The 22,917-nt window shown below is 41.7% G+C and carries 24 protein-coding genes; 16 read left to right on the forward strand and 8 right to left on the reverse strand.

Translation table 11 applies throughout. The annotated features are described in order from the left end of the window. From HMPREF9957_RS10230 to pyrE, 4 genes are all read left to right on the forward strand, one after another. A complete protein-coding gene (locus tag HMPREF9957_RS10230) occupies window positions 1-1,059 on the forward strand; it encodes a UDP-N-acetylglucosamine--N-acetylmuramyl-(pentapeptide) pyrophosphoryl-undecaprenol N-acetylglucosamine transferase (RefSeq protein ID WP_000724822.1) in 1,059 nt (352 codons plus the stop codon). Window positions 1,060-1,068: 9 nt separating this feature from the next. Then, complete coding sequence (locus HMPREF9957_RS10235; protein WP_000031177.1) at window positions 1,069-2,280, forward strand: cell division protein FtsQ/DivIB; 1,212 nt, start codon at window positions 1,069-1,071, stop codon at window positions 2,278-2,280. 232 nt (window positions 2,281-2,512) lie between these two features. Next, complete coding sequence (pyrF, locus tag HMPREF9957_RS10240) at window positions 2,513-3,214, forward strand: orotidine-5'-phosphate decarboxylase (protein WP_001206742.1); 702 nt, start codon at window positions 2,513-2,515, stop codon at window positions 3,212-3,214. A 33-nt stretch (window positions 3,215-3,247) separates the two neighbouring features. Further along, complete coding sequence (pyrE, locus tag HMPREF9957_RS10245; RefSeq protein ID WP_000170897.1) at window positions 3,248-3,880, forward strand: orotate phosphoribosyltransferase; 633 nt, start codon at window positions 3,248-3,250, stop codon at window positions 3,878-3,880. A 61-nt stretch (window positions 3,881-3,941) separates the two neighbouring features. Here pyrE and HMPREF9957_RS10250 read toward each other — a convergent pair whose 3' ends face one another. From HMPREF9957_RS10250 to HMPREF9957_RS10265, 4 genes are read right to left on the reverse strand one after another with little or no spacing between them, the layout of a single operon-like run. Next, window positions 3,942-4,808 carry a cysteine ABC transporter substrate-binding protein gene (locus HMPREF9957_RS10250; protein ID WP_000771295.1) on the reverse strand — a complete coding sequence of 289 codons (867 nt, stop codon included), beginning with the start codon at window positions 4,806-4,808 and terminating at the stop codon, window positions 3,942-3,944. An 11-nt stretch (window positions 4,809-4,819) separates the two neighbouring features. Beyond that, window positions 4,820-5,578, reverse strand: a complete 759-nt coding sequence (locus HMPREF9957_RS10255; protein ID WP_000005000.1) for an amino acid ABC transporter ATP-binding protein — start codon at window positions 5,576-5,578, stop codon at window positions 4,820-4,822. Beyond that, window positions 5,579-6,256 (reverse strand): amino acid ABC transporter permease, encoded by a 678-nt coding sequence (locus HMPREF9957_RS10260; protein WP_001154151.1) that lies wholly within the window; start codon window positions 6,254-6,256, stop codon window positions 5,579-5,581. Further along, the gene (locus HMPREF9957_RS10265) at window positions 6,216-6,896 is read right to left on the reverse strand and encodes an amino acid ABC transporter permease (RefSeq protein ID WP_000384096.1); all 681 of its coding nucleotides are present in this window, start codon (window positions 6,894-6,896) and stop codon (window positions 6,216-6,218) included. Before HMPREF9957_RS10265 ends, HMPREF9957_RS10260 begins: the two co-directional genes overlap by 41 nt. 215 nt (window positions 6,897-7,111) lie before the next feature. Here HMPREF9957_RS10265 and lctO point away from each other — a divergent pair, with 215 nt between their 5' ends. From lctO to manA, 7 genes are all read left to right on the forward strand, one after another. Then, window positions 7,112-8,248, forward strand: coding sequence for an L-lactate oxidase (gene lctO / locus HMPREF9957_RS10270; protein WP_000120723.1), 1,137 nt, complete (start codon window positions 7,112-7,114; stop codon window positions 8,246-8,248). Window positions 8,249-8,523: 275 nt separating this feature from the next. Continuing rightward, window positions 8,524-8,919 carry a CopY/TcrY family copper transport repressor gene (locus HMPREF9957_RS10275; protein ID WP_001167194.1) on the forward strand — a complete coding sequence of 132 codons (396 nt, stop codon included), beginning with the start codon at window positions 8,524-8,526 and terminating at the stop codon, window positions 8,917-8,919. 10 nt (window positions 8,920-8,929) lie between these two features. After that, a complete protein-coding gene (locus HMPREF9957_RS10280) occupies window positions 8,930-9,301 on the forward strand; it encodes a cupredoxin domain-containing protein (RefSeq protein WP_000935077.1) in 372 nt (123 codons plus the stop codon). Between the two features lie 9 nt (window positions 9,302-9,310). Then, window positions 9,311-11,554, forward strand: coding sequence for a heavy metal translocating P-type ATPase (locus tag HMPREF9957_RS10285; RefSeq protein WP_000136276.1), 2,244 nt, complete (start codon window positions 9,311-9,313; stop codon window positions 11,552-11,554). Window positions 11,555-11,765: 211 nt separating this feature from the next. Next, window positions 11,766-13,541, forward strand: coding sequence for a pyruvate oxidase (gene spxB / locus HMPREF9957_RS10290; RefSeq protein WP_000191829.1), 1,776 nt, complete (start codon window positions 11,766-11,768; stop codon window positions 13,539-13,541). A 154-nt stretch (window positions 13,542-13,695) separates the two neighbouring features. Further along, a complete protein-coding gene (locus tag HMPREF9957_RS10295) occupies window positions 13,696-14,043 on the forward strand; it encodes a VOC family protein (protein ID WP_000365359.1) in 348 nt (115 codons plus the stop codon). A 162-nt stretch (window positions 14,044-14,205) separates the two neighbouring features. Then, on the forward strand, window positions 14,206-15,150 hold the full coding sequence (gene manA, locus HMPREF9957_RS10300) for a mannose-6-phosphate isomerase, class I (protein ID WP_001294274.1): 945 nt from the start codon (window positions 14,206-14,208) through the stop codon (window positions 15,148-15,150). A gap of 40 nt (window positions 15,151-15,190) precedes the next feature. Here manA and HMPREF9957_RS10305 read toward each other — a convergent pair whose 3' ends face one another. Then, window positions 15,191-16,531 (reverse strand): sodium-dependent transporter, encoded by a 1,341-nt coding sequence (locus tag HMPREF9957_RS10305; RefSeq protein ID WP_001291628.1) that lies wholly within the window; start codon window positions 16,529-16,531, stop codon window positions 15,191-15,193. 234 nt (window positions 16,532-16,765) lie between these two features. Here HMPREF9957_RS10305 and HMPREF9957_RS10310 point away from each other — a divergent pair, with 234 nt between their 5' ends. Beyond that, complete coding sequence (locus tag HMPREF9957_RS10310) at window positions 16,766-17,506, forward strand: MerR family transcriptional regulator (RefSeq protein ID WP_000274797.1); 741 nt, start codon at window positions 16,766-16,768, stop codon at window positions 17,504-17,506. 41 nt (window positions 17,507-17,547) lie between these two features. On the opposite strand, the gene HMPREF9957_RS10315 is transcribed toward HMPREF9957_RS10310, so the two are convergent. The 3 genes from HMPREF9957_RS10315 to HMPREF9957_RS10325 are packed head-to-tail and all read right to left on the reverse strand — an operon-like array spanning window position 17,548 to window position 20,199. Beyond that, window positions 17,548-18,069 carry a DUF1697 domain-containing protein gene (locus HMPREF9957_RS10315; RefSeq protein WP_000400049.1) on the reverse strand — a complete coding sequence of 174 codons (522 nt, stop codon included), beginning with the start codon at window positions 18,067-18,069 and terminating at the stop codon, window positions 17,548-17,550. Window positions 18,070-18,123: 54 nt separating this feature from the next. Next, window positions 18,124-19,296, reverse strand: a complete 1,173-nt coding sequence (gene aao / locus HMPREF9957_RS10320; protein WP_000680048.1) for an aminoacetone oxidase — start codon at window positions 19,294-19,296, stop codon at window positions 18,124-18,126. A gap of 57 nt (window positions 19,297-19,353) precedes the next feature. Further along, the gene (locus tag HMPREF9957_RS10325) at window positions 19,354-20,199 is read right to left on the reverse strand and encodes a DegV family protein (RefSeq protein ID WP_000219923.1); all 846 of its coding nucleotides are present in this window, start codon (window positions 20,197-20,199) and stop codon (window positions 19,354-19,356) included. A gap of 124 nt (window positions 20,200-20,323) precedes the next feature. Here HMPREF9957_RS10325 and HMPREF9957_RS10330 point away from each other — a divergent pair, with 124 nt between their 5' ends. The 4 genes from HMPREF9957_RS10330 to clpP all read left to right on the forward strand — a co-directional run bounded on the left by HMPREF9957_RS10330 (window position 20,324) and on the right by clpP (window position 22,849). Next, window positions 20,324-20,881 (forward strand): TetR/AcrR family transcriptional regulator, encoded by a 558-nt coding sequence (locus HMPREF9957_RS10330; RefSeq protein ID WP_000004136.1) that lies wholly within the window; start codon window positions 20,324-20,326, stop codon window positions 20,879-20,881. Between the two features lie 18 nt (window positions 20,882-20,899). Then, complete coding sequence (locus HMPREF9957_RS10335; protein WP_000136979.1) at window positions 20,900-21,367, forward strand: deoxycytidylate deaminase; 468 nt, start codon at window positions 20,900-20,902, stop codon at window positions 21,365-21,367. An 88-nt stretch (window positions 21,368-21,455) separates the two neighbouring features. Further along, window positions 21,456-22,085, forward strand: a complete 630-nt coding sequence (gene upp, locus HMPREF9957_RS10340; protein WP_000515974.1) for a uracil phosphoribosyltransferase — start codon at window positions 21,456-21,458, stop codon at window positions 22,083-22,085. 173 nt (window positions 22,086-22,258) lie between these two features. Continuing rightward, a complete protein-coding gene (gene clpP, locus HMPREF9957_RS10345) occupies window positions 22,259-22,849 on the forward strand; it encodes an ATP-dependent Clp protease proteolytic subunit ClpP (RefSeq protein WP_000613475.1) in 591 nt (196 codons plus the stop codon). Window positions 22,850-22,917: the final 68 nt, after the last annotated feature.

Below are 22,917 nucleotides of genomic sequence, written 5' to 3' on the forward strand. Positions count from 1 at the left end.
ATGAAAAAAATTGTCTTTACAGGTGGGGGGACGGTTGGACACGTCACCCTCAATCTTTTGTTAATGCCCAAGTTCATCGAAGATGGCTGGGAAGTCCACTATATCGGGGACAAGCGTGGCATCGAACACCAAGAAATCCTTAAGTCAGGTTTGGATGTCACCTTCCATTCCATTGCGACTGGGAAATTGCGTCGCTATTTCTCTTGGCAAAATATGCTGGATGTCTTCAAAGTTGGTTGGGGAATTGTCCAGTCACTCTTTATCATGTTGCGACTTCGTCCACAGGCTCTTTTTTCAAAGGGAGGCTTTGTCTCTGTACCGCCTGTTATCGCTGCGCGTGTGTCAGGAGTGCCTGTCTTTATTCACGAATCTGACCTGTCTATGGGCTTGGCCAATAAAATTGCCTATAAATTTGCGACGAAGATGTATTCAACCTTTGAACAAGCTTCGAGTTTATCTAAGGTTGAGCATGTGGGAGCAGTGACCAAGGTTTCAGACCAAAAAGGTCCAGAATCGGATGAATTGGTGGATATTCAAACCCACTTTAATCCTAAATTGCCAACTGTATTGTTTGTCGGTGGTTCTGCAGGAGCTCGTGTCTTTAACCAATTGGTGACAGACCATAAGAAAGAACTGACAGAGCGCTACAATATTATCAATCTGACTGGAGATTCTAGCCTGAATGAGTTGAGCCAAAATCTCTTTCGTGTTGACTATGTGACCAATCTCTATCAACCCTTGATGGAATTGGCTGATATTGTTGTGACACGTGGTGGTGCCAATACGATTTTTGAGCTCTTGGCCATGGCAAAATTGCATGTTATTGTGCCACTTGGTCGTGAAGCAAGTCGTGGTGACCAGATTGAAAATGCAGCTTACTTTGTAAAAAAAGGCTATGCAGAAGACCTTCAAGAAAGCGATTTGATCTTGGATAGTTTGGAAGAGAAGCTTTCTCACTTACTAAGCCACAAGGAAGACTATCAAGCCAAGATGAAGGCTTCTAAGGAATTGAAATCTCTAGCAGATTTTTATCAATTGTTGAAAAAAGATTTATCATAAGGAAAGTAAATGTCAAAAGATAAGAAAAATGAGGGCAAAGAAATCCTCGAAGAATTGAAAGAGTTATCAGAATGGCAGAAACGAAACCAAGAATACCTAAAAAAGAAGGCTGAAGAAGAGGCAGCCTTAGCTGAGGAGAAGGAAAAGGAAAGACAAGCTCGAATGGCTTCAAAATCCGAAGAGTCAGATGAAACTGAGAACCAGAAGAGTGAATTTGATCCAAAAGACCCAGAATCAGCTAAGGGAGAGTCTGACGAAAAAGTAGCATCCTCAGAGGCTGACAAAGAGGAAGAAGAGATAGAAGAATCAGGGTCTAAAGAGAAGGAGGAACAGGATAAAAATCTTGCTAAAAAGGAAAAACCAGCCAAAGCAAAGATTCCTGGCCTCCATATCTTACGAGGCTTCACGATTTTATTTCCAAGTCTGCTTTTATTGATTGTCTCTGCTTATTTGCTCAGTCCTTATGCGACCATGAAGGATATCCGTGTTGAGGGAACGGTGCAAACTACGGCTGATGATATTCGACAGGCTTCAGGCATTCAGGATTCGGATTATACGATTAACCTTCTGCTAGACAAGGCAAAATATGAAGAGCAGATTAAGTCTAATTATTGGGTTGAATCAGCTCAGCTTGTTTATCAATTTCCAACCAAGTTCACTATCAAGGTCAAGGAATACGATATTGTGGCCTACTATGTTTCTGGTGAAAATCATTATCCTATTCTTTCCAGCGGTCAGCTTGAAACTAGTTCTGTGAGCCTGGTCAGTTTACCAGAAACTTATTTATCAGTTCTCTTTAATGATAGTGAACAAATCAAGGCTTTTGTCTCAGAACTTTCTCAAATTAGCCCAGAACTCAAGTCTGCGATCCAAAAGGTGGAACTAGCCCCAAGCAAGGTGACTTCCGATTTAATTCGATTGACTATGAATGATTCGGACGAAGTCTTGATTCCCCTGTCTGAAATGAGCAAGAAATTGCCTTATTACAGCAAGATTAAGCCTCAATTGTCAGAACCGAGTGTGATTGACATGGAAGCTGGAATCTACAGCTACACTGTGGCGGATAAATTAATTATGGAGGCTGAGGAAAAAGCCAAACAAGAGGCTAAGGAAGCTGAGAAGAAGCAGGAAGAAGAACGTAAACGTTTAGAAGAAGAAAAGAAAAAACAAGAGGAAGAGAGCAATCGAAACCAAACAAGTCAGCGTTCATCACGTCGCTAGGTTTACCTTTTCTTTCATAGCTCTTTAGTTGCCATGTTTTTACTTGACAAGTGCTAGTAGAAATAATAGAATAGTAAAAAACCTTTAAAGCAGTCCAGAGAGGCAGCTAAGGTTAGACGGTGAAAGGGTGGAGACTACCCATTTTTCGTGGAACCTTGCTGTTGGCAGGTTCCTTTTTTCGTGGCTTCTGTTGCCCAGACTCTCTCACTAGCAAAGGTAAAAGGAGAAACCTATGCGAGAACATCGTCCAGTCATTGCTCTTGATTTTCCTAGTTTTGAGGCAGTCAAGGAATTCTTAGCTCTTTTTCCAGAGGAAGAAAGCCTTTATCTAAAGGTAGGGATGGAGCTTTATTACGCAACAGGGCCTGAGATTGTGTCCTATTTAAAAGGTTTGGGTCATAGTGTCTTTTTGGATCTTAAGCTGCATGACATTCCCAATACAGTCAAGTCAGCCATGAAGGTCTTGTCTCAGCTTGGAGTGGATATGACTAATGTTCATGCTGCTGGCGGTGTAGAGATGATGAAGGCTGCGCGTGAAGGTCTGGGGACACAAGCCAAATTGATCGCTGTAACGCAGCTCACATCAACGTCAGAAGCCCAGATGCAGGAGTTTCAAAATATCCAAACTAGCCTGCAAGAGTCTGTCATTCATTATGCTAAGAAAACAGCTGAAGCGGGATTAGATGGTGTTGTTTGCTCGGCTCAGGAAGTGGAAGTCATCAAGCAGGCTACCAATCCAGATTTTATCTGTCTGACACCGGGCATTCGTCCGGCCGGAGCTGCTGTTGGAGACCAAAAACGCGTGATGACGCCAGCAGATGCCTATCAAATCGGTAGTGACTATATCGTAGTGGGACGTCCCATTACTCAAGCTGAGGATCCTGTTGCAGCTTATCATGCTATCAAGGATGAATGGACACAGGACTGGAATTAAAGAACTAGATTAGAAAAATAAAAGGAGAAGACCATGACACTTGCTAAAGATATCGCTAGCCACCTTTTGAAAATCCAAGCAGTTTATCTCAAACCAGAGGAGCCTTTCACTTGGGCATCTGGTATCAAGTCGCCTATTTACACGGATAACCGTGTGACACTAGCCTATCCAGAAACTCGTACGCTCATTGAAAATGGTTTTGTGGATGCTATCAAAGAAGCCTTTCCTGAGGTAGAAGTCATTGCAGGAACTGCGACAGCAGGGATTCCTCACGGAGCTATTATTGCTGATAAGATGAATCTACCTTTTGCCTATATCCGTAGCAAACCAAAAGATCACGGTGCTGGTAATCAAATCGAAGGTCGCGTAGCTCAAGGTCAAAAAATGGTAGTGGTTGAAGATCTCATTTCAACTGGTGGTTCTGTTCTTGAAGCCGTAGCCGCAGCTAAGCGAGAAGGAGCAGATGTGCTTGGAGTTGTAGCGATTTTCAGCTACCAATTGCCAAAAGCAGATAAGAACTTTGCGGATGCTGGTGTGAAATTGGTAACACTTTCAAACTATAGCGAGCTTATCCATCTAGCCCAAGAAGAAGGTTACATTACGCCAGAAGGACTCGATCTTCTAAAACGATTTAAAGAAGACCAAGAAAATTGGCAAAATGCCTAAAACATATAAAATCAGGTAGTCACTAGGATTACCTGATTTCTTTTTGTGATTTCATTGAGTATTAGTCGACTTTTCCGCCTTCAACAACTAGGTCATCTGCTTTAGCAGCGTCACCGTAGGTTGGGTGAAGTGTTTTTTCATAGGCCTTGTGGAAGAAGTTTTCTTTGCCTAATTTTTCAATATCTTTATTGATGAAGTCTAGCAATTCTTGGTTGCCTTTTTGAACTGCTGGCGCAATGGTATCTGGATTACCGAGGGAAGTAATTCCTACTTCAAATCCTTTATTTTCAAGCGCCCAAGCTAGGACTTCAGTATTGTCAGTTGAAAAGGCATCTCCACGTCCGTCAAGAAGGGCTTGGTAGGCATCGCTATATTGGTCGTATTTTTGGAGTTTTACTTCTGGGTGATTTTTTTCAAAATAAGTCTCAGCGGTCGTTCCTTTTGTGACAATCAAGGTTTTGCCTTCAAGTTGTTTGACGTCTGTAACGAGACCAGTCTTAGGTGATACGACACCCAGAGAAACTTTCATATATGGAAGGGCAAAATCAACTTGTTTCTTACGTTCGTCAGTTACTGTAAAGTTGGCAAGGGTAATATCCACCTTGTTTGAAATCAAGTATTCAGCACGGTTGGCAGCGTCGACTGAAACGTATTTAACCTTGACACCAAGGTCTTGAGCCAGTTGGTTCCCAAGTTCAATATCGTAACCTTGGTAGGAACCGTCATTGTCAACGTAACCAAACGGTTTTTTATCTCCAAATACGGCGATTCGTAGCTCACCGCTTTTTTTGATTTCATCGATAGTGCGAGCCTTGGCAGTGGTTTTACCAGACGATGCACCAGCATTTCCACCTGAGCTACAAGCTGTGACAAAGATAAGGGCGAAGGCAAGTGCCAAAACAGTTAAAAGTGGTTTGAGTAGTTTCATAAAAATCTCCTTTATAGATATGAGCCAAATTGGCTAAAGTCAAAGACGTTTAAAAATTCCTGGGCTCGTTTGGTCTGTGGATTGGTAAAGAAGGCTTGAGCAGTTCCTTCTTCAGCGATTTTCCCTTGGTCGAGGAAGATAATCCGATCTGCAATAGCTTGGGCAAACTGCATTTCGTGAGTTACTAGAATCATGGTACGGCCTTCTTGGGCCAAGTCATTGATGAGTTCCAGAACTTCACGCACCATTTCTGGATCCAGCGAAGCAGTCACTTCGTCAAAAAGGATGATTTCTGGATGCATGAGGAGGGCACGGACAATTGCAACCCGTTGCTTCTGTCCACCAGATAATTGACGCGCAAAGCTATGTTGTTTATCTAGTAAACCGACACGCTCCAGTAATTGCAAAGCTTCCTCTGTCACTTCTTTCTTGTCCCTTCCCTGAGCCTTGATAGGGCCTAGGATGAGGTTTTGTAGGACATCCAGATGGGGAAAGAGTTCATAGCTTTGAAAGACCATGCCAATCTTTTGGCGAACCAGGTGAAAGTCTTTTTTATTTTCAACGATAGACTGACCATACAGTAGGATATCTCCACCTTGAATACTTTCTAAGCCATTGAGGCAACGAAGGAGGGTACTTTTTCCACAACCAGATGGCCCCAGAATAACCACAACTTCCCCTTTTTTGATATCTAGAGAAAGTCCTTGGAGGATGGGATTGTCTCCGAAGGATTTTTTTAGTTCCTTGATTTCTAAAATAGTTTCAGACATTTAGTTCCTCCAATGTTTTTCTAGGTGAGTGGATAGTTTGGAAATAGGGAAACAGACTGCGAAATACAAGACTAGAATGGTTCCATAAATCCAGAAGGAAGCAGTTGGGATGGTCAGGCGATTGCTATCAATGATTTGTTGTCCAACTTTGGTAACCTCTACAACTCCAATCAATACGACTAAGGAAGTGGTTTTGATCATCCGAGTGACAAGGTTAATGGCCTGCGGTAGCAGTCTTCTCAAAACCTGTGGGATGATAATGTGGTAGTAAAGTTGAACATTGGTCAAGCCGAGCGCCTGTCCACTTTCAAACTGATGTTTAGGAAGGGAAGTGATAGCTCCACGGACCAAGTCCCCCATTTCAGCTGTTCCCCAGAGGGTAAAGACGATAATAGCTGAAGTCTTACCTGAGATATTGATATTAAAGTTTCGAGCTAAGCCAAAGTAAACGATGAAGAGCAACACCAGTTGGGGCATGATACGGATAAATTCCAGATACAATCGTGTTAAAAATCGTACGATTCTAGAATGGGAGGTCATGATGATTCCCATGACTGTTCCGAACATCATGGATAAGAGGACAGACAGGATGGATATCCCAATCGTGACACCCAATCCCTGTAGAATTCGCAGGAGATTATTTCCCTGAAAGAGTACTTGGATTCCCGAATCCTGCATGGCGGAGCCTCCTTTCTATCCAGCTAAAGACCAGTGAGATGGGTAAAAGCATCATCAGATAAGCAACTACCAACATAGCTAGCGCAATGTCTGTCTCATAGTAGAGCCCAATCAAGTCCTTGGCGACGTACATGAGGTCGGCCAAAACCACTGCTGAGAAAACTGAGGTTTCCTTGATGAGGAAAATGACATTGGCACTAAAAGACGGTAGGGCCACCGCTGTTGCTTGCGGAAGAACCACATAGCGAAAGACCTGTACAGGTGTCAGACCAATAGCCAATCCAATCTCCTGCTGGGTTTGACTAACAGCTTCCAGCCCACTTCGAAAAGATTCTGCCATATAGGAGCCTCCTAAAAAGACCAGTCCTAAAGTGGCACAGACTTCTGAAGATAGGACAATCCCGATTCGAGGAAGCCCGAAGTAGAGAAAGAAGAGTTGAATCAAAAGGGGCGTATTGCGTGACAATTCAATATAGGCTGTCGCTACTTGCGCCAAAACAGGGATGCGGTAATGTCGGATGATACTAACGATTAAGCCGAGCAGAAAGGATCCCAGAATACCCCAAACTGCAATATGCAAGGTTAGAAAGAATGCCTTTTGATATAGTGGTAGATATTGTTCAACAATGGACCAATCCAAAAATAGAACCTCCTATCTAGAAATAATACAGTTATTGTAGCACTTAAAATCTTCTTTGGATAATATCTATTTTTTATTACCGTTATAAGGATTTTTTATCATTGTCTTACAATTTCTGAAATTTCCAAACAAAATATTTGAAAAGTTTTGAAAAAAGAGTTAAGATATTTTTGTAACACACAAAGTAAACGCTTACTTATTAAGGAGGGCATTTTATGTCATACAAAACAAGCAATGCAGAAGGCCATGTAGATTTCATCAATACCTATGATTTGGAGCCAATGGCGCAACAAGTTATCCCTAAAGCAGCATTTGGCTATATCGCTAGTGGGGCGGAAGATACTTTCACTTTGCGTGAGAATATTCGTGCCTTTAACCACAAACTCATCGTTCCTCATACACTTTGCAATGTAGAAAATCCAAGTACAGAGATTGAATTTGCAGGTGAAAAATTGTCTTCACCAATCATTATGGCGCCTGTTGCAGCTCATAAATTGGCAAATGAACAGGGTGAAGTGGCTACTGCGCGTGGTGTGCATGAGTTTGGTTCTCTTTATACAACCAGCTCTTACTCTACTGTCGACCTTCCAGAAATTACGGAAGCCCTTCAAGGGACACCTCATTGGTTCCAATTTTACTTTAGTAAGGATGACGGTATCAACCGCCACATCATGGATCGTGTGAAGGCTGAAGGTTATAAAGCGATTGTCTTGACGGCAGATGCAACTGTAGGGGGCAATCGTGAGGTGGATAAGCGTAATGGTTTTGTCTTCCCAGTTGGCATGCCGATTGTTGAAGAATACCTGCCAGAAGGTGCTGGTAAATCAATGGACTTTGTTTACAAATCAGCTAAACAACGCTTGTCTCCACGTGATGTAGAATTTATCGCTGAATACTCTGGACTTCCTGTTTATGTCAAAGGACCACAATGCCGTGAGGACGTTGAACGTTCTCTTGCTGCAGGTGCCTCTGGTATCTGGGTAACCAACCATGGTGGCCGTCAAATTGACGGTGGACCAGCTGCCTTTGACTCACTTCAAGAAGTAGCAGAAGCAGTTGATAAACGTGTGCCAATTGTCTTTGACTCAGGTATTCGTCGTGGTCAACACGTCTTTAAAGCCTTGGCTTCAGGAGCAGACTTGGTAGCTATTGGTCGCCCTGTCATCTATGGCTTGGCTCTCGGCGGTAGTGTTGGTGTGCGTCAAGTCTTTGAACACTTGAATGCGGAATTGAAGACAGTCATGCAGTTGTCTGGAACTCAGACTATTGAAGATGTTAAACACTTTAAACTTCGTCATAACCCATACAACCCAACCTTTCCAGTTGACCCACGCGACTTAAAATTGTATTGATAAAACAGCTTGCCTCCACTTGATGTGGAGGTTTTTGCTTGTGTTTTATACTCTTCAAAAATCTCTTCAAACCACATCAGCGTCGTCTTGCCGTACTAAAGTACTGTCTGCGCCTAGCTTTCTAGTTTGCTCTTTGATTTTTATGGAGTATTAAACACTTTTGTCATAAAGATTTTAAAAAAAGAGAAAAATTTGAATTTTATAATTGACAAATGTAGATTTTTTGAGTATACTAATGATTGTAATCGACAAATGTAGATTTAGGAGGTGTAATTATGCAGATTTCAGATGCAGAATGGCAGGTCATGAAGATTATTTGGATGCAAGGGGAACAGACTAGTACGGATTTGATCAGGGTTCTGGCGGAGCGGTTCGACTGGTCCAAGTCAACCATTCAAACTCTTTTGGCTCGTTTGGTTGAGAAAGAGTGTTTGACTCGGAAAAAGGAAGGCAAGTTCTTTGTCTATTCAGCCCTTTTAACTTTGGACCAAAGTCAGGATTTACTTGTCCAAGATATCAAGGACAAGGTTTGTTCTCGTAGGATTAAGAACTTGTTGGCTGACTTGATTGCCGAATGTGATTTTACTCAGGCTGACTTGGAAGACTTGGAAGCTGTGATTTCTGAGAAGAAATTAAGCGCTGTAACAAAAGTAAAATGTAATTGTATGTAAAGGAGACGTCATGTTAAATAGTATTGTAACCATTGTTTGTATTGCCCTTATCGCGTTTATCTTGTTTTGGTTTTTCAAAAAGCCTGAAAAATCTGGACAAAAGGCCCAGCAAAAAAACGGCTACCAAGAGATTCGAGTGGAGGTCATGGGAGGCTATACGCCTGAGTTGATTATCCTCAAGAAATCAGTGCCAGCCCGCATTGTCTTTGACCGTAAGGACCCTTCACCCTGTCTGGACCAAATTGTTTTTCCAGATTTTGGTGTACATGCGGACCTGCCTATGGGCGAAGAGTATGTAGTGGAAATCACGCCTGAGCAGGCTGGAGAGTATGGTTTCTCTTGTGGCATGAATATGATGCACGGCAAGATGATTGTAGAATAGGAGAATGATATGACTGAAATTGTAAAAGCAAATCTTGAAAATGGTGTTCAAAAAATCCGTATCACGGCAGACAAAGGCTACCATCCAGCTCATATACAGCTTCAAAAAGGGATTCCAGCTGAGATCACCTTTCATCGTACTACTCCTTCAAACTGTTATAAGGAAATTCTGTTTGAAGAAGAAGGCATCTTAGAACCAATCGGCGTAGACGAAGAGAAAGTCATTCGTTTTACACCTCAAGAATTAGGTCAACATGAATTTTCTTGTGGTATGAAGATGCAAAAGGGAAGTTATACCGTAGTTGAGAAGACTCGAAAATCTCTATCACTTTTACAGCGTTTTTGGATTACTAGTATCTTTACTGTGCCTCTTGTGATCCTCATGATTGGGATGTCGACAGGAGGAATTAGTCACCAAGTCATGCGTTGGGGCACCTTTTTAGCCACAACACCGATTATGCTAGTAGCAGGTGGTCCTTATATCCAAAGTGCTTGGGCTAGTTTTAAAAAGCACAATGCCAACATGGATACCTTGGTTGCTCTGGGAACCCTAGTGGCCTATTTCTATAGCTTAGTTGCCCTCTTCGCTGGTCTCCCCGTTTACTTTGAAAGTGCTGCATTTATCTTCTTCTTCGTTCTTATGGGAGCCGTTTTTGAGGAGAAAATGCGGAAAAATACTTCCCAAGCTGTGGAGAAATTACTTGACTTGCAGGCTAAAACTGCAGAAGTCTTGCGTGAGGATAACTATGTTCAAGTCCCCTTGGAGCAAGTCAAGGTAGGTGACCTGATTCGAGTGCGTCCCGGTGAAAAGATTGCGGTTGATGGTGTTGTAGTAGAAGGTATCTCTAGTATTGATGAGTCTATGGTGACAGGTGAGAGTCTGCCTGTGGACAAGACAGTTGGAGATACCGTCATTGGTTCAACCATCAATAATAGTGGAACACTTGTTTTTAGAGCAGAAAAAGTTGGTTCAGAGACTGTTTTGGCTCAGATTGTGGATTTTGTGAAGAAAGCTCAGACAAGTCGTGCGCCGATTCAGGACTTGACGGATAAAATTTCAGGGATTTTTGTCCCAGCAGTTGTCATTTTAGGGATTGTGACCTTTTGGGTTTGGTTCGTCTTGCTCAGGGATAGTGTAGTTGTGCTTGGAGCGAGCTTTGTGTCTTCGCTTCTCTATGGAGTAGCAGTTCTGATTATTGCCTGCCCTTGTGCATTGGGACTTGCAACACCGACAGCCCTTATGGTGGGGACAGGACGCAGTGCCAAGATGGGAGTTCTCCTCAAAAATGGAACGGTTCTACAGGAAATACAGAAAGTTCAAACTATCGTCTTTGATAAAACAGGGACTTTGACTGAAGGGAAACCTGTGGTCACAGATATCATCGGCGACGAAGTAGAAGTGCTTGGATTGGCAGCTTCCTTGGAAGAAGCTTCTCAACACCCACTGGCTGAAGCCGTTGTGAAACGAGCGAGTGAAGCTGGACTTGAGCTTCAAACTGTTGAAAATTTCCAAGCCTTGCACGGAAAAGGTGTTTCAGGGCAAATCAATGGAAAACAAGTTTTGCTTGGAAATGCTAAAATGCTGGATGGCATGGATATTTCTAGCATTTATCAAGAAAAACTAGAACAACTGGAAAAAGAAGCTAAGACAGTTGTGTTCTTGGCTGTTGACAATGAAATCAAAGGCTTGCTTGCTCTGCAAGATATTCCTAAGGAAAATGCTAAGCTTGCCATCAGTCAGTTGAAAAAACGAGGTCTTAAAACAGTCATGCTGACAGGAGACAATGCAGGTGTGGCGCGTGCTATTGCAGATCAAATCGGAATCGAAGAGGTCATTGCAGGTGTCTTGCCAGAAGAAAAAGCCCATGAAATCCATAAACTACAAGCGTCTGGCAAAGTAGCCTTTGTTGGGGACGGTATCAATGATGCCCCTGCCCTCAGTGTAGCAGATGTGGGGATTGCTATGGGAGCTGGAACAGATATTGCCATCGAGTCAGCAGATTTGGTGTTGACAACTAATAACCTCCTAGGAGTGGTTCGTGCCTTTGACATGAGTAAGAAAACCTTTAATCGAATTCTGCTCAATCTTTTCTGGGCCTTTATCTACAATGTCGCCGGAATTCCGATTGCAGCAGGAGTCTTTTCAGGTGTTGGACTGGCCCTCAATCCAGAACTAGCAGGTCTAGCTATGGCCTTTAGTTCTGTATCTGTTCTGACTAGTTCCCTTCTGTTAAACTTTAGTAAAATAGATTAAAAGCGAGCTTGCTCGCTTTTTATTATAAAACAGAGTTTAAAAACGTTTTCAAACTGTACTGTAATAGAGAATAAAAACTTCTGAGCAGATTCTTAGAAAAGTCGAACTAAATGTGGTAAATTAGTAATGTAAAAATTTACTGAAACGTTTTCAAAAACTATATGAAACCTTTTTTAGTAGATTTAAAAATATTTGAAGGAGAGTTATCACTATGACTCAAGGGAAAATTACTGCATCTGCAGCAATGCTTAACGTATTGAAAACATGGGGCGTAGATACAATCTACGGTATCCCATCAGGAACACTCAGCTCATTAATGGACGCTTTGGCTGAAGAAAAAGATATCCGCTTCTTGCAAGTTCGCCACGAAGAAACAGGTGCTCTTGCAGCGGTTATGCAAGCTAAATTCGGTGGCTCAATCGGGGTTGCAGTTGGTTCAGGTGGTCCAGGTGCGACTCACTTGATTAACGGTGTTTACGATGCAGCTATGGATAACACTCCATTCCTAGCGATCCTTGGATCACGTCCAGTTAACGAATTGAACATGGATGCTTTCCAAGAATTGAACCAAAACCCAATGTACAACGGTATCGCTGTATATAACAAACGTGTAGCTTACGCTGAGCAATTGCCAAAAGTTATTGACGAAGCTTGCCGTGCTGCAGTTTCTAAAAAAGGTCCAGCTGTTGTTGAAATCCCAGTAAACTTTGGTTTCCAAGAAATCGACGAAAACTCATACTATGGATCAGGTTCATACGAACGCTCATTCATCGCTCCTGCTTTGAACGAAGTTGAAATCGACAAAGCTGTTGAAATCTTGAACAATGCTGAACGTCCAGTTATCTATGCTGGTTATGGTGGTGTTAAAGCTGGTGAAGTGATTACTGAATTGTCACGTAAAATCAAAGCACCAATCATCACAACTGGTAAAAACTTTGAAGCCTTTGAATGGAACTATGAAGGTTTGACAGGTTCTGCTTACCGTGTTGGTTGGAAACCAGCTAACGAAGTTGTCTTTGAAGCAGACACAGTTCTTTTCCTTGGTTCAAACTTCCCATTTGCTGAAGTTTACGAAGCATTCAAGAACACTGAAAAATTCATCCAAGTGGATATCGACCCTTACAAACTTGGTAAACGTCATGCCCTAGACGCTTCAATCCTTGGTGACGCAGGTCAAGCAGCTAAAGCAATCCTTGACAAAGTGAATCCAGTTGAATCAACTCCATGGTGGCGTGCAAACGTTAAGAACAACCAAAACTGGCGTGATTACATGAACAAAATCGAAGGTAAAACTGAGGGTGAATTGCAATTATATCAAGTTTACAATGCAATCAACAAACATGCTGATCAAGACGCTATCTATTCAATCGACGTAGGTGACACTACTCAAACATCTACTCGTCACCTTCACATGACACCTAAGAACATGTGGCGTACATCTCCACTATTTGCGACAATGGGTATTGCCCTTCCTGGTGGTATCGCTGCTAAGAAAGACAATCCAGATCGCCAAGTATGGAACATCATGGGTGACGGTGCATTCAACATGTGCTACCCAGACGTTATCACAAACGTTCAATACGACCTTCCAGTTATCAACGTTGTCTTCTCAAATGGTAAATATGCCTTCATCAAGGACAAATACGAAGACACAAACAAACACTTGTTTGGTTGTGACTTCCCTAATGCTGACTATGCGAAAATCGCTGAAGCTCAAGGAGCTGTTGGATTTACAGTTGACCGTATCGAAGACATCGATGCAGTTGTTGCAGAAGCTGTTAAATTGAACAAAGAAGGTAAAACTGTTGTGATCGATGCTCGCATCACTCCACACCGTCCACTTCCAGTAGAAGTACTTGAATTGGATCCAAAACTTCACTCAGAAGAAGCAATCAAAGCCTTCAAGGAAAAATACGAAGCAGAAGAACTCGTACCATTCCGCCTCTTCTTGGAAGAAGAAGGGTTGCAATCACGCGCAATTAAATAATTTCTCTCGTCGAAAATCAAATGTAAACTGCGTTATCTTCACCTTGCCGTACTCCAGTACTGCCTGCGGTTTGATGCCTTGTTTATTCTTTGATTTTCATAGAGAGAAACTTGAAAAGATCGGAGCAATCCGGTCTTTTTATGGAGGATAGTAAATGGATTTAAATCAATTAGATATTATCGTTTCAGATGTTCCCCAAGTCTGTGCTGACTTGGAGCGCATTTTGGATAAAAAGGCAGATTATGCTGATGATGGTTTTGCTCAGTTTACGATTGGCAGTCACTGTCTGATGTTGTCACAAAATCATTTGGTTCCTTTGGAAAACTTTCAGTCAGGAATCATTCTTCATATCGAGGTTGAGGATTTAAATCAGAATTACCAACGTTTAAAAGAGATTGGTGTCGAGATTTTACATGGGCCAGTTGTAACTGATTGGGGAACCGAATCTCTGCTAGTAAGTGGTCCTGCTGGTCTAGTGATTGATTTTTATCGTATGAAATAGGATATAGTAGAGTTTGATCGCTAATAAAACTTATAGCATAAGAAGGAATTTATTCACTATTTTTATAAAATCTTCTCCCTACTTTATAAGATGTTAAAAAGAGTTCAATTCGAACTCTTTTTTTGCTATAATGAGGGGAGAAAAATCAGACAGGAGACCAAGATGTCAGAACCATTATTTTTACAATCAGCTATGCAAGAAAAAATCTGGGGTGGTACCAAGCTACGTGATGAGTTTGGCTACGACATCCCAAGTGAAAAAATCGGAGAATACTGGGCTATCTCAGCCCATCCAAATGGTGTCTCTAAAGTTGCCAATGGTCGTTTCGAGGGAACAAACCTGGCTACTTTATATGCAGAGCATCGTGAATTGTTTGGCAACCGTCCAGAGCCTGTATTTCCACTTTTGACCAAAATTCTCGATGCCAACGACTGGCTCAGTGTTCAAGTTCATCCAGACAATGCTTACGGACTCAAGCATGAAGGCGAACTCGGAAAAACAGAGTGCTGGTACATCATTGCAGCGGATGAAGGTTCTGAGATTATCTACGGCCATAATGCCAAGTCAAAAGAAGAACTCCGTCAGCAAATCGAGGACAAGAATTGGGATGACTTGTTGACAAAAGTACCAGTTAAAGCTGGAGATTTCTTCTATGTGCCAAGTGGCACCATGCATGCTATCGGTGCGGGCATCTTGATTCTTGAAACCCAGCAGTCTAGCGATACCACCTATCGCGTCTATGACTTTGACCGCAAGGACGACAAGGGAAACTTGCGTGAACTTCACCTTGAAAAATCCATTGATGTCTTGAACATTGGTGAGCCTGCAAATAGCCGTCCTGTAACTGTCAAAGCTGATGATTTATGCTCAACTCTCCTTGTCTCTAATGATTTCTTCGCAGTTTACAAGTGGGAAATTACTGGAAAAGTTGACTTCGAAAAGACAGCTGACTATAGCTTGTTTAGTGTCTTAGCTGGCCAAGGTCAGCTAACTGTTGATGGGAAAAACTATCCAATCCAAAAAGGTAGCCACTTTATCCTACCAAGTGATGTTGAAGCTTGGACCCTAGAAGGACAAGATTTGGAAGTGATTGTTAGTCATCCATAAAAAAGAAAGGGACTGAGTTCACTACTCAAGTCCTTTTTGATTACATAAATTGGGCGATAAAAACCACGATGATGATAATTGGAATGATGAAACGAAGAAGGAAGAGCCAGACTTGGAACAGTCCCTGTTTCCATGCTCTTTCATCGAGATGAAGTTCCTCCATTGCAAGAGCCTTTTTAAAGATATAGCCTGTAAAAAGTGAAAGGCAGAGAGCCCCAAATGGCATGAGAAGATTGGAAACCAAGAAATCCATAGCGTCAAAGAAGGTCTTCCCAAAAATGTGAACATCCGCCATAACACCGTAAGATAGGGCTGAAGGAATGCCAAAGACAAAGGTCAAGATTCCTAAAATAACACTCCATTTAGCACGCTTGCTGTTGTCCTGGTTGGTGATATTACCCACATTGATTTCCAGCATCACGACAGAAGAAGTGACCGTCGCAAAGAGGAAAAGCAAGAGGAAAAGGATGTAGAAAATGGTTCCAAAAGGCATCTTGTCAAAGAGTTGAGGCAAGACAATAAAGAGCAAGCTTGGTCCTCCTTCAGACTGGATGTTAAAGGCTGACATGGCTGGGAAAATGGCGAGACCTGCCATGATGGATACTGAGATATTCATGGCAACGATAGAAATTCCTGACTGGACTAGATTGGTTTTCTTGTCCAAGTAAGAAGCATAGGTCAGCATGGCTGTAACCCCTAGTGAGAGGGCGAAGAAAGATTGTCCCAGAGCATAGAGGAGACCAGCACTTGTCAGCTTAGAGAAGTCTGGTTTTAGGAAGTAAAGAACCCCTTCCATGGCATTTGGCAAACTGAGAGAACGACCGATGATGACGACAAAGATGATAAAGAGCAGAGGCATCATGACTTTCGAAGCTCTTTCAATCCCTTTTTGAACCCCACGTGATACAATGAAGATATTCAATAGGATAAAGGCCGCTTGAGCCCCTAGGGCAATGACTGGATTTGAAATGATTGAAGTAAATAACTGAGCATAATCACCCGTTCCGCTAAGTTGGAACAATTTTCCAAACTCAATGCCTAGATAGACTAAAATCCATCCCCCAATAACACTGTAGAAAGATAAGAGGATAAAGAGGGCAAAGGCACCAATCCAACCGATAAAGTTGTACTTGCTATTATTGCCTAGTTTTCCAAAGGTTTTGATAGCTGAAACACCAGCACTTCGGCCGAGGGCAAACTCAGCAAGCAGTAGAGGGAAACCGATTAGAATAGTGGAGATGAGAAAGACTAGTAAAAAGCCTCCTCCACCATTAGCAGCAGTCATGTAAGGGAATTTCCAAACGGCACCAAGTCCGATGGCTGAACCAGCAGATGCTAGAATAAAGCCCAGTTTAGAACCCCATTGCGATTTTTCAGACATAGTTAAACTCCTAAAATTAGTGTTACAAAAGAAAAAGCTACTGCCCTTGGCAACTAGCCTCATCAGTACTCAAAGTGAGCCTTTCTTTTGATTGATAGACTTGACTATCCTATCATGTTTTCTAAGGTCTGTCAAGAAAACCATTTTCATGTTATGATAAAGCAAAAAATTTCGCAAAATCGCTTGACTCTGACCTAAGGGTAGGGGTTATACTATCAATGTAAGGAGGAAATCATGTATCATATAAAAGAAGCTGCGCAGCTTTCGGGCGTCTCTGTCAAGACCCTACACCACTACGATAAGATAGGACTTTTGGTTCCTTTAAAGTCGGGAAACGGCTATCGAACCTATAATCAGGAGGATTTGGAACGCCTTCAGGTTATTCTTTATTACAAATATCTAGGCTTTTCTTTAGAAAAAATAGCAGAGCTATTAAAGGAAGAAAAGACAGATTTATTGCCTCATTTGACCAGGCAGTTGGACTATTTGACTCGAGAAAGGGAACATCTGGATACTTTGATTTCAACCTTGCAAAAAACCATTCAAGAACAAAAAGGAGAAAGAGAAATGAGCATTCAAGAGAAATTTGCTGGATTTAACTATCAAGACCATCAAAAATACCACCAAGAGGCGGTAGAGAAATATGGACAAGAAGTCATGGACCAAGCGCTGGAGCGCCAGAAAGGTCACGAAGACGAGGCTACGGCTGCCTTCAACCAAGTTTTTCGAGCCTTGTCACAAAATCTTCAAGCTGGTCTACCTGTAACAGCAACAGAAAACCAAGAAGAAGCTGCTAAACTCTTGCAAGCCATCCGTACTTATGGATTCGACTGCTCTATTGAGGTATTCGGTCATATCGGTAAAGGCTACGTCTACAATCCAGAATTTAAGGAAAACATTGACAAATTTGGAACTGGAACAGCCCAGTATACATCAGATGTCATTGCCCACTATGTCCAAACTCAGACAAAATAAAATCGGAGGAGTGATCTTCCGATTTTTACTAAATTCAAGCACTACTTGCTTAATAATTTTTCTACTACATTTAGTTTTCGCATTGTCAAATCTACATTAAAAAGCTTTTCAAGATAGTTGGTATGGAGTTTCTTTTGTTTAGCAGTTCTAGGGAGATAGAGGTAAAGGCAGTGGTTACCGATACAAATTTCTTCTTCACCGTAATCAATTTTCAATTTTTCTAAAGGGAGACTTTGAATAGATTCTTGATAAAAAATCACGTGTATACGGTCATAAAGATAGTGTTCTCCAAACGGGTTTTCTTGGACAATGTTTTCAAAATCATCCTTATTCTTAATGATTATTTTGAGATTGGCTCCAATCTTTTCCTTTATTAGAGTATGGACACGTTCTCGTATTTTTTCTAAATCTAAGTCACTTTCAAGAATGATATTCCCACTTTGAATATAGGTTCGAACTTGTTGAAAACCAGCTTCTGTCAAGATATCTACTAGATAAGACATTTTAGGGATAGCATTTTTTCCATTAGGAGTAACTCCCCTTAACAAGATAATATGTTCCAAAGGACTTCCTTTCTTTTGGGGCTGATTTAGCCATTGAATAATTTAGATTTAGATTTAGATTGGATTTGATCCTGCCACCCAGCCGGTACAGAGGGCAGAAGTGATGTTAAAGCCACCTGTGTGGGCGTTAATATCCATGACCTCGCCTGCAAAGTGGAGGCCAGTGACCAGTTTACTTTCCAGAGTTTTAGGATTTATTTCTTTGAGACTGACGCCTCCTTTGGTAACAAAGGACTTGGCAAGGGACATTTTTCCGGTCACAGGGATTTTGAGTGCTTTGATAGACTGGACAAGTTGTTCGCGTTCCTTTTCAGTCAGTTGTTTGACTTTTTCTGGATAGCCTTGCACAAAAAATTCTGCCAAGCGTTCTGGAAGCAAAGTTTTTAAGGCATTTTTTAGAGATTTTTCCCGATTTTCTTCTAGAAATGTAGCCAAGTCCTTCTCAGAAAGTTGAGGCAAAACATCTAGCGAGAGCACCTCCCCACCCTTGACAAAACTAGACATACGCAGGGCAGCAGGGCCTGACAAACCAAAGTGGGTAAAGAGCAAATCGTGAGTGATGACATGCTTACCATAGCTTAGGGTCACATCGTCCAATGAAATTCCTTGCAAGGCCTTGTGTGGAAAATCTGTCAACAAAGGACTTTCAGCGGCCTCAAGATCGGTAATGGTATGCTTAAAATGACGGGCAATCTCGTGACCAAAACCAGTCGAACCAGTAGAAGGATAGGATTTCCCACCTGTTGTGACAATGAGTTTATCACAAGTGAAGGTTTGGTCTGCGGACTTAAGGACAAACTGGTTGTCGATTTTTTTAACCGAAACAATCTCGGTTTGAGTAGCGACTTGACCGCCTAGCTCAGTGATTTTCTTTTCCAAGGTCTCGATAATGGTACGAGACTTGTCACTAGCAGGAAAGACGCGTCCATGGTCCTCGACCTTAAGTTTAACACCATTTTCTGTAAAAAAGTTAATGATATCATGGTTATCAAATTGGGAGAAGACACTGTAAAGAAAGCGCCCATTTCCAGGGATGCCTGCTAGCAGGTCGTCCAAGCTACCATTGTTGGTGACATTGCAGCGTCCCCCACCAGTTCCAGCTAATTTTTTTCCAAGTTTCCGATTTTTTTCGATGAGGAGGGTTTTCTGCCCATAAAAGCTACTGGAAATCGTAGCCATCATACCAGCAGGTCCCCCACCGATGACAATAGTATCAAAATGTTTCATAGCTCTATTGTACCACAAAAAAACAAGAGATGAAGTCACCTCTTGTTAAGAATGCAATTAATCAATTTCATATCCCATCAGCAAACCACCATCTTCTGCATAAAAACTGCAGAGACCAGATGTCGGGAGAATTTTAATATCCGCCTGTGGGAAGGTTTCGCGAATTCGCTCTGAGAGCTGTTGACAACATTTCTCGTTATTGCGTTGAGCCATGACAATACGACCACCAGCATATCCTGCTTTCACTAACTCTTCATATGCTGCCTGAATCGATTTCTTTGGTCCTCGTGATTTTTGTAGCAATTCAAGGGTTCCAGTTTCACTAGCTTCTCCGACCATACGGATATTTAGAAGGCCAACGACCGTACCGATAAGCTTGCTCAAACGGCCGTTTTTTACCAAGTTATCGACTTTGGCTAGAACAAAGAGCAACTTGGTTTTTTCTTGATAGGCAGTGATAGCTTCAACCACTTCTTCAAAAGATAAGCCTTGGTCAATCAAGTCATTCAATTTTTCTACGAGCAAGTCAACCTCACCACCAGCAGACAAACTATCAATCACATGAATCTTAGTGTCAGGATGGTCTTCCAGATAAATATTCTTGGCTAGTTGAGCGCTATTGTGACTGCCAGAAAGAGTACCAGTGATGGTTACTAGAAAAATGTTTTTGGCTCCTTCAAATGCTCGCAAATAATCATCTGGGCTTGGACAAGCTGATTTTGAAGCTTCTGCAGTTGCATACATGGTTTCCATCATTTGGTCAATATCAAGACTGGCATCATCAACAAAGACCTGATCAGCTACTTGAATGGTTAAGGGAACACTTACAAAGGTCGTGTCAATAGCTGGTGTTGCCAGCTGACGATAATCACAACCAGAGTCAGCAATAATCTTCCAAGTCATAGAAATTCTCCATCTTTGTCAGTTATACATTGACAAAGGTTCTGTCTTTTTTTACAATTATATCATGAAAACCCTTGAAACAAAAGCCTCATCCGTCTGTTGTGACAAGTAGAAAGAAATTGTTATGTCTGAACGTAGAATCTCTGAAAAGTCTCTTGAAAATCTCAGAAAATCAAACCAAGAATCCAATTTATTAACTAGAGAAGCCATCGAAACAGCCCTCTTGCAGCTCTTGGAAAAAAAGGACTTGACCAAGATTAGTATTTCTGAATTGGTCAAACGTGCAGGTGTTTCTCGTGCAGCCTTTTACCGTAATTATGATTCCAAAGAGGAGATTTTAGAAAGCGTCTTTAAACGAACTGTCCACAACATCATGGAACAACTGCACCATTATGATTTAAAGACAGATCTTTATCTGGTCTGGGTTCATCTTTTCCGAGAAGCAAGAAAGGAAGCCAGAGTGATTCAATTGGCCTTAGATTACCATCTGGAAAAAATCTTTGTCCAAGCCATGCAGGAATTTCTAGAAAAGTACCATGGGAAATCAAAAGGTGTCAGCTCTTATCTTCATTCCTTCTGGAGCTCGGCCATCGTCTCTGTCCTTCTAAAATGGATCAAGGATGGCATGAAGGTACCTGCTGAAAAGATAGCGGATTTACGGTTACCATTTTTTAAAAAATAGAGAAAAAGGAGAAAAGAGATGACTGAAAAAAGACTAGCATGGGATGAGTATTTTGCAGCCCAAGCCCTACTAATTGCCAATCGTTCCACTTGTAAACGTGCTAAAGTGGGTGCAATTCTGGTTAAGGATAATAAGGTAATTTCCACTGGATACAATGGTTCGGTGTCAGGTACTGAGCATTGTATTGATCACGAATGTCTGGTCATTGAAGGCCACTGTGTTCGCACCCTTCACGCTGAGGTCAATGCCATTCTCCAAGGTGCAGAACGTGGTGTTCCTAGAGGTTTTACGGCCTATGTAACCCATTTTCCTTGTCTGAACTGTACAAAACAATTGCTTCAGGTCGGCTGTAAGCGCGTGGTTTATATTAACCAGTACCGAATGGACGACTACGCCCAATACCTTTATCAAGAAAAGGGAACAGAATTAACCCATTTACCACTTGAGACAGTACAGGCAGCTCTTAAAGAGGCTGATCTAATGTAAAAATTATCAAAAATAAATGGTTTAGAAAGATTTTTAAACCATTTTTTGGTATAATAAGAAGAATAAATTGAAAGAAGGAATTCCAAAAATGGGAAAAATTGAAGTTATTAATCACCCGCTGATTCAACACAAATTGTCAATCTTGCGTCGTACAGATACTTCTACAAAAGCTTTTCGTGAGCTAGTAGATGAGATTGCAATGTTGATGGGGTATGAAGTACTTCGTGATCTTCCACTAGAAGATGTGGAAATCGAAACACCAATTACAAAAACAGTTCAAAAACAATTGGCAGGTAAGAAATTGGCCATCGTTCCAATCTTGCGTGCAGGTATCGGGATGGTTGATGGGCTCTTGAGCTTGGTTCCAGCTGCTAAAGTTGGTCACATCGGTATGTACCGTGATGAAGAAACACTTCAACCAGTTGAGTACTTGGTGAAATTGCCTGAGGACATTGACCAACGTCAAATTTTTGTCGTAGACCCAATGTTGGCAACAGGTGGCTCAGCAATCTTGGCTGTTGATTCTCTTAAAAAACGTGGTGCATCAAATATCAAATTTGTCTGCCTTGTATCTGCTCCAGAAGGTGTTAAAGCTCTTCAAGAAGCTCATCCAGATGTAGAAATCTTTACAGCAGCCTTGGATGAACGCTTGAACGAACACGGTTATATCGTTCCAGGTCTTGGTGATGCTGGAGACCGCTTGTTCGGTACGAAATAAGATCGAAAAGAAGATTGACTTGGAAAAGGATTTCTAGTCGTGAAAGGAGGTTGAGTTTTTGTTTCTGTCTAATGAAAACAGAGCAAAAATTTGACCTTTTTTGACCAAGATATTATAATAGTCTTATCTTCAGTCATTTGACCAACAAAATTAAAACTCAAAAGGAGAAATGAATGATTCCTGTAGTTATTGAACAAACAAGCCGTGGAGAACGTTCATACGATATTTACTCACGTCTTCTCAAAGACCGCATCATTATGCTGACAGGCCCAGTTGAAGACAACATGGCCAACTCAGTTATTGCCCAGTTGCTTTTCTTGGATGCCCAAGATAGTACAAAAGATATTTACCTTTATGTTAATACACCTGGTGGTTCTGTTTCAGCTGGTTTGGCAATCGTTGATACTATGAACTTTATCAAGGCAGATGTCCAAACCATCGTTATGGGAATGGCCGCATCTATGGGGACTGTCATCGCATCAAGTGGAGCAAAAGGTAAACGTTTCATGCTTCCAAATGCTGAATACATGATTCACCAACCAATGGGTGGTACAGGTGGTGGTACACAACAAACTGATATGGCGATTGCTGCAGAACACTTGCTTAAAACTCGTAATACTTTGGAAAAAATCTTGGCTGAAAATTCAGGTCAGTCAATCGAAAAAGTTCATGCAGATGCAGAACGCGATAACTGGATGAGTGCCCAAGAAACACTTGAATATGGCTTTATTGATGAAATCATGGCCAACAATTCATTGAACTAATGATGAAAGAAGGCAAACTCGACTGAGTTTGCTTTTTTTGGTATAATAGGGGGAGATTTCTTAGAAAG

Source organism: Streptococcus mitis SK1080, assembly GCF_000220085.1.
GTDB lineage: Bacteria > Bacillota > Bacilli > Lactobacillales > Streptococcaceae > Streptococcus > Streptococcus mitis_K.